The 5,134-nt window shown below is 45.2% G+C and carries 8 protein-coding genes; 4 read left to right on the forward strand and 4 right to left on the reverse strand.

From position 1 onward, the window contains the following. Positions 1–155 precede the first annotated feature (155 nt). From rpsR to B3O33_RS14130, 4 genes are all read right to left on the reverse strand, one after another. Positions 156–383, reverse strand: coding sequence for a 30S ribosomal protein S18 (rpsR, locus tag B3O33_RS14115; protein WP_292357806.1), 228 nt, complete (start codon positions 381–383; stop codon positions 156–158). Positions 384–398: 15 nt separating this feature from the next. After that, positions 399–743: a 30S ribosomal protein S6 gene (gene rpsF / locus B3O33_RS14120; protein WP_292361864.1), complete on the reverse strand. Its 345-nt coding sequence runs from the start codon at positions 741–743 to the stop codon at positions 399–401. A gap of 103 nt (positions 744–846) precedes the next feature. Next, the gene (gene rlmB, locus B3O33_RS14125) at positions 847–1,575 is read right to left on the reverse strand and encodes a 23S rRNA (guanosine(2251)-2'-O)-methyltransferase RlmB (protein ID WP_292361913.1); all 729 of its coding nucleotides are present in this window, start codon (positions 1,573–1,575) and stop codon (positions 847–849) included. Between the two features lie 37 nt (positions 1,576–1,612). Next, the gene (locus B3O33_RS14130; RefSeq protein WP_292361863.1) at positions 1,613–2,293 is read right to left on the reverse strand and encodes an OmpA family protein; all 681 of its coding nucleotides are present in this window, start codon (positions 2,291–2,293) and stop codon (positions 1,613–1,615) included. Between the two features lie 94 nt (positions 2,294–2,387). On the opposite strand from B3O33_RS14130, the gene moaB reads away from it, so the two are divergent. The 4 genes from moaB to rnd form a co-directional block, all read left to right on the forward strand. Beyond that, the gene (gene moaB, locus B3O33_RS14135) at positions 2,388–2,903 is read left to right on the forward strand and encodes a molybdenum cofactor biosynthesis protein B (RefSeq protein ID WP_292361862.1); all 516 of its coding nucleotides are present in this window, start codon (positions 2,388–2,390) and stop codon (positions 2,901–2,903) included. Beyond that, positions 2,900–3,151 carry a glutaredoxin family protein gene (locus B3O33_RS14140; protein WP_292361861.1) on the forward strand — a complete coding sequence of 84 codons (252 nt, stop codon included), beginning with the start codon at positions 2,900–2,902 and terminating at the stop codon, positions 3,149–3,151. Before moaB ends, B3O33_RS14140 begins: the two co-directional genes overlap by 4 nt. A gap of 54 nt (positions 3,152–3,205) precedes the next feature. Then, positions 3,206–4,096, forward strand: a complete 891-nt coding sequence (locus B3O33_RS14145; RefSeq protein WP_292361860.1) for an alpha/beta fold hydrolase — start codon at positions 3,206–3,208, stop codon at positions 4,094–4,096. Positions 4,097–4,134: 38 nt separating this feature from the next. Further along, a partial coding sequence (gene rnd / locus B3O33_RS14150; protein ID WP_292363850.1) for a ribonuclease D occupies positions 4,135–5,134 on the forward strand: 1,000 nt, incomplete at its 3' end.

The following is a 5,134-nucleotide window of genomic DNA, read 5'->3' on the forward strand; positions in this document are numbered from 1 at the left end:
CCCCGCTAGCGAGATAATTCAGTGGTGGTAGCAACATTGCAGCAACCGATAGCAAAGCCGCTGCAAATGCAGCTTGCCAGCGACCTTTCATTGCAAAATCAGCTATACCACGCAACATATTATTTTGATCTTAACCTTACAACTGGGAAGCTGAATTACTTGTGCATATCACAGTAAGGCAGCAATGCCAGAAACCGTGCACGTTTTACACAAGTTGACAGCTGACGCTGGAAACGAGCTTTTGTACCGGTAATACGACTTGGGACGATTTTACCTGTTTCAGTAACGAAATTTTTAAGCAGGTTTACGTCTTTATAATCAATTTGTTTCACACCTTCGGCAGTGAAACGACAAAATTTTCTACGTCTGAAAAAACGTGCCATCGTGATATCTCCTGATTAGGCTTGTGAAGCGGGTTTTTCGTCGTCTTTGCGCATCATTGGTGAAGCTTCAGTAACAGCTTCGTCCATGCTGACAACCAGGTGACGAATAACGGCATCATTGAAACGGAAAGCAGTGGTGACTTCATTCAATTGCTCAACATCACATTCAACATTCATTAACACATAATGTGCTTTGTGAACTTTGTTGATTGGATAAGCTAATTGACGACGGCCCCAGTCTTCCAGACGGTGAACCTGACCACCAGCAGTAGTCAATGTTTGGGTATAGCGCTCGATCATACCGGGCACTTGTTCGCTCTGATCAGGGTGGACCAGAAACACGATTTCGTAATGTCTCAATTTGAGCTCCTCACGGTTTATACAGCTTGCTGAAAAATTTCAGAAAGCAAGGAGTTTTACCTATGAAAGGCAATCTGGCATTTTACTTTATTTTACTACCTGCTCACAAGCGTCGTTGACGATCCGCTTCAAATAAGCAAACACCAGCGGCTACAGATACGTTGAGACTTTCGGCACCACCTTGCATGGGAATGTGTATAACCTGATCACAGTGGTCTCTGGTTAAACGACGGATGCCCTGACCTTCGGCGCCAAGGATAATCGCTAAAGGCCCTTTAAGATCTGCCTGATACAGACTCATTTCGCTATCACCTGAGGTGCCCACTAACCAGATACCCCGTTGCTGCAAATCTCTTAACACGCGCGCAAGATTAGTGACCTGAATAAAGGGTAAGCGTTCAGCAGCACCACTGGAAATTTTAATTGCGGTCGGCGTCAAACCAGATGCACGATCTTTGGGTGCAATCACCGCATGTGCTCCGGCCGCTTCTGCCGTTCGCAGACAAGCGCCAAGATTATGCGGATCCTGAACACCATCCAGAATTAATAGAAATGGCGTTTGCTGCAAATTATCCAGCAATACATCCAAATCTGTTTCATCAAGAACAGCCAACGGATGACAACGGGCAACACAGCCCTGATGTCGATTTTCCGGAACCATATCATCCAGTTGCTTACGCTGGGTTTTATGTAAACGTATTCCCAAATCACCCGCTAGCTTATATATAGTTTCAACACGTTGATCATGTCGCTCATCCGAAATCCAGATTTCGGCCACGCGTGAAACAGGCGACTCAAGAGCCGCCTGTACTGCATGCAAACCAAAAATCAGGTCTTGCGATGGTGCCTGGTTTCTATCTGATGGGCCTTTACGGCGTTTGGTAGGCTTCAGCTTCCTGTCCCTCTACAATAGGTTTTACAATTATTTCCACACGACGATTCAACTGTCGCCCGGCTTCGGTATCATTTGTGGCACGCGGTTCAAGTTCACCACGTCCCATTGGTACCAGACGTTCTTTCAGCACACCTCGTGCCGCAAAATAGTTGGTTACGGATTGGGCTCTACGTTCAGAAAGTTGCTGGTTATAACTTTCTGACCCTTTGCTGTCTGTATGTCCGATGACATGAATTATGGTCTTGGGATAACGCTGCAGCACATCAGCGACTTTATTCAACGTCGGTTCAAACGCGGGTTTGATGGCTGAGCTATCAAAATCAAAAGATACTTCGTTTGAAATATCAATTTTCAATGATTCGTCCTGCAGTTGCTGAATTTGCAATTCATTACGGGCTTGTTCCTGAGCCAACGCCTCATTCATTTCACGTTGCTGGTTATCCATATAACGTCCCACACCGGCACCGGCCAGCGTACCGACAGCAGCACCGGCTATTACGCCACCGGCACCATCATCAATGGCATATCCGATAATTGAACCGGCAGCCGCACCAATTGCTGCACCTCTTTTAGTTCGCATATTGGGATCGTCTGCCGCACAGCCTGACAAAATGATCGCCGATGATATGGCTGAGACTAATAAGATTTTTTTCATTGTTATGACTCCTCACTATTGCGTAGCATTCTAGACCCTAAGCGATATGCTGACTATACTTGTTTTCTAACTTCCTATGCGAGAAACACTGCTCATGGATCGTGAATTTATTGCTGTCAAAATTGCCATTTTGACGATTTCTGATACCCGCACAGAAACCGACGACATATCCGGTAAAACGTTAAAAGACCGCTTGCTCTCTGCGGGTCATGAACTTGCCGACAAACAGATTGTTACTGATGATATTTATCAGATTCGCGCCATTGTTTCGCGATGGATTTGCGATGAGCAGGTTGATGTCATTATCACTACCGGCGGCACCGGGCTGACCGGAAGAGATGGCACCCCGGAAGCCGTTCAGGTACTGTTTGATAAAGAAATTAATGGGTTTGGTGAGCTGTTCCGACAAATCTCTTATGACGTTATCCGCACATCAACCATACAATCAAGAGCCATCGCCGGCGTAGCAAATGGTACGTTTATCTTTTGTCTTCCGGGGTCATCCGGCGCGTGTAAAACGGCTTGGGATGACATTCTACAACATCAGCTGGATGTCCGGCACAGGCCTTGCAACTTTGTTGAACTGATTCCTCGATTGCGCGAAAAATGATTAATCTGCAATTATTTTCCACGGCTGGATGCCATTTATGCGAGCTTGCAATTGAACAGGTCATTACGCTCGCCATCGCCGAACAGATAAATTTACATGTCGTTGAGATCGGTGACGATGATGATCTGGTAGAACAATATGGCGTTCGCATTCCAGTCATCAAGTTTTCTGATAACAGTGAAATAAACTGGCCATTTAATCAAAATGATATTCTGCAGAAAATTGCCTGGGAGACTACGGAACTTTAACGCTTATTTCATCTCTTAATTTAACTGTTAAGTTAACTGCATCGGAGCCAATGAATGAAAGCGTTGATCTGGCCTTTTTTAGTATTTTGGTCTGTTTCCGCACCATTAATTGCTGCTGAATTTCCAGCGATTCCCGGAAAACGTTTCGATGTTGGCGGCTATCAGTTGCACATTAATTGTACTGGCTCCGGCAGTCCCACTGTTATTGTGGATGTTGGTCTTGGCGATGATTCCACTGACTGGCAGCTTATACAGCAAGCCGTTTCAAATCATTCAAAGATATGTGTTTTTGATCGACCGGGTTACGGTTGGAGTGATTTTGGTCCATCGCCAAGAACCAGTAACAGAATTGCCGATGAATTAGAGACATTACTTGAACAGGCCGATATTCCTCCGCCATATATACTGGTGGGCCATTCATTTGGTGGATACAACATCCGTATTTTTGCAGCGAATAACCCTCAGATGGTCGCGGGCATGGTGCTGGTTGATGCCTCTCATGAAGATCAATACAAACAATTTCAAATCAAACTACCCAACAATTTCAATCGACGTGGCACCATCATGATTTTGCCGAAATCCACGGATAGTATGGCACATGCGAATAAACCTCCAATATTACGTGAACGTGCCTTTCATGCCGCCAGAGCAGAAATTTCAGCTCTGGATGAAAGTTCAGTGCAATTACAGAAAAATTCAGCTTTACCGGTCGTACCATTAATCGTAATCAGCCGTGGAAAACCAGAGTGGTATGGTGATTTAAGCCAACAGCAACGTGAAAAAACCTGGATTACTTTGCAACAGGATTTGTCGCGTTTATCTCCTATCAGTACACATATGTTTGCCCATCAAAGTGGTCATGCTATTCCTCATGAACAGCCTGAGATTATTATTGAAGCCATTGAACAAATAGTGAGTCAGGTGCACGCCCGCAACACCCTCTAAAAACAGTTATACTGGTTGCTTTTTTTCAGCTGGATAACATGACTGTTCTTTACATTGATTCGGATGCGGCGTTAACACAATTTTGCCAGGATATTCAGGACAGCCATTGGCTGGCTATCGATACAGAGTTTCTGCGTGAAAAAACCTACTACCCCCAACTATGCCTGATCCAGATTGCCAACGATGATGTTATTGCCTGTGTTGATCCTATCGCTGTAAAAGATCTGACACCATTACTTGATCTACTTTATCAACCGCAAATAACCCTGGTGTTTCATGCTGCACGACAGGATCTGGAGCTACTGTATTTGTTAAAAAATGCACTTCCACAAAACCTGTTTGATACGCAGTTGGCCGCGACTATTCTGGGTGATGGTGATCAGATTGGATATGGCAACCTGGTTAAGCAGCGACTCAATGTCAATCTGGATAAAGCGCATTCCCGTGCGGATTGGACACAGCGACCTTTAAGCGCTGAACAACTGGAATATGCTGCTGATGATGTGCGTTATCTGCGTGAACTTTATCATCAGATGTCTGCCGATTTGGAAAAGCAGCAACGCACTGAATGGCTCAAAGAAGATTTTTCAGCCCTTGCTAACGCTGATAATTATATTGCAGACCCTGAAACCATCTGGCGCAAAATCCGTGGGGCAGGTAAATTGAAGGGCGTTCAGCTGGCCATACTTCAACAACTGGCAGCATGGCGTGAACAACGGGCAATCGATCGTGATCGCCCGAGACGCTGGATAATCAAAGATGAAGTCATGTTGGATCTGGCACGATTTGCACCGGAAAAGATAGAAAAACTCAGTCAGATTCGCGGTCTTGAAGCCCGGGATATTGAACGTAATGGCCGGGCCATTATTGACGTAATCAGTAAAGCCAAACAAACGCCGCCTGAAGCGTGGCCGATTTTACTTAAACCTGAACCACTGAGTAATCAACAGGAAGCTCTGATTGATGCACTGATGGCTTTATTACGTAAATTCTGTGATGAACAATCCGTCACGCCCATTGCTGTTGCCAGTCGTAAAG

The organism is Methylophaga sp. UBA1464 (assembly GCF_002325665.1).
GTDB lineage: Bacteria > Pseudomonadota > Gammaproteobacteria > Nitrosococcales > Methylophagaceae > Methylophaga.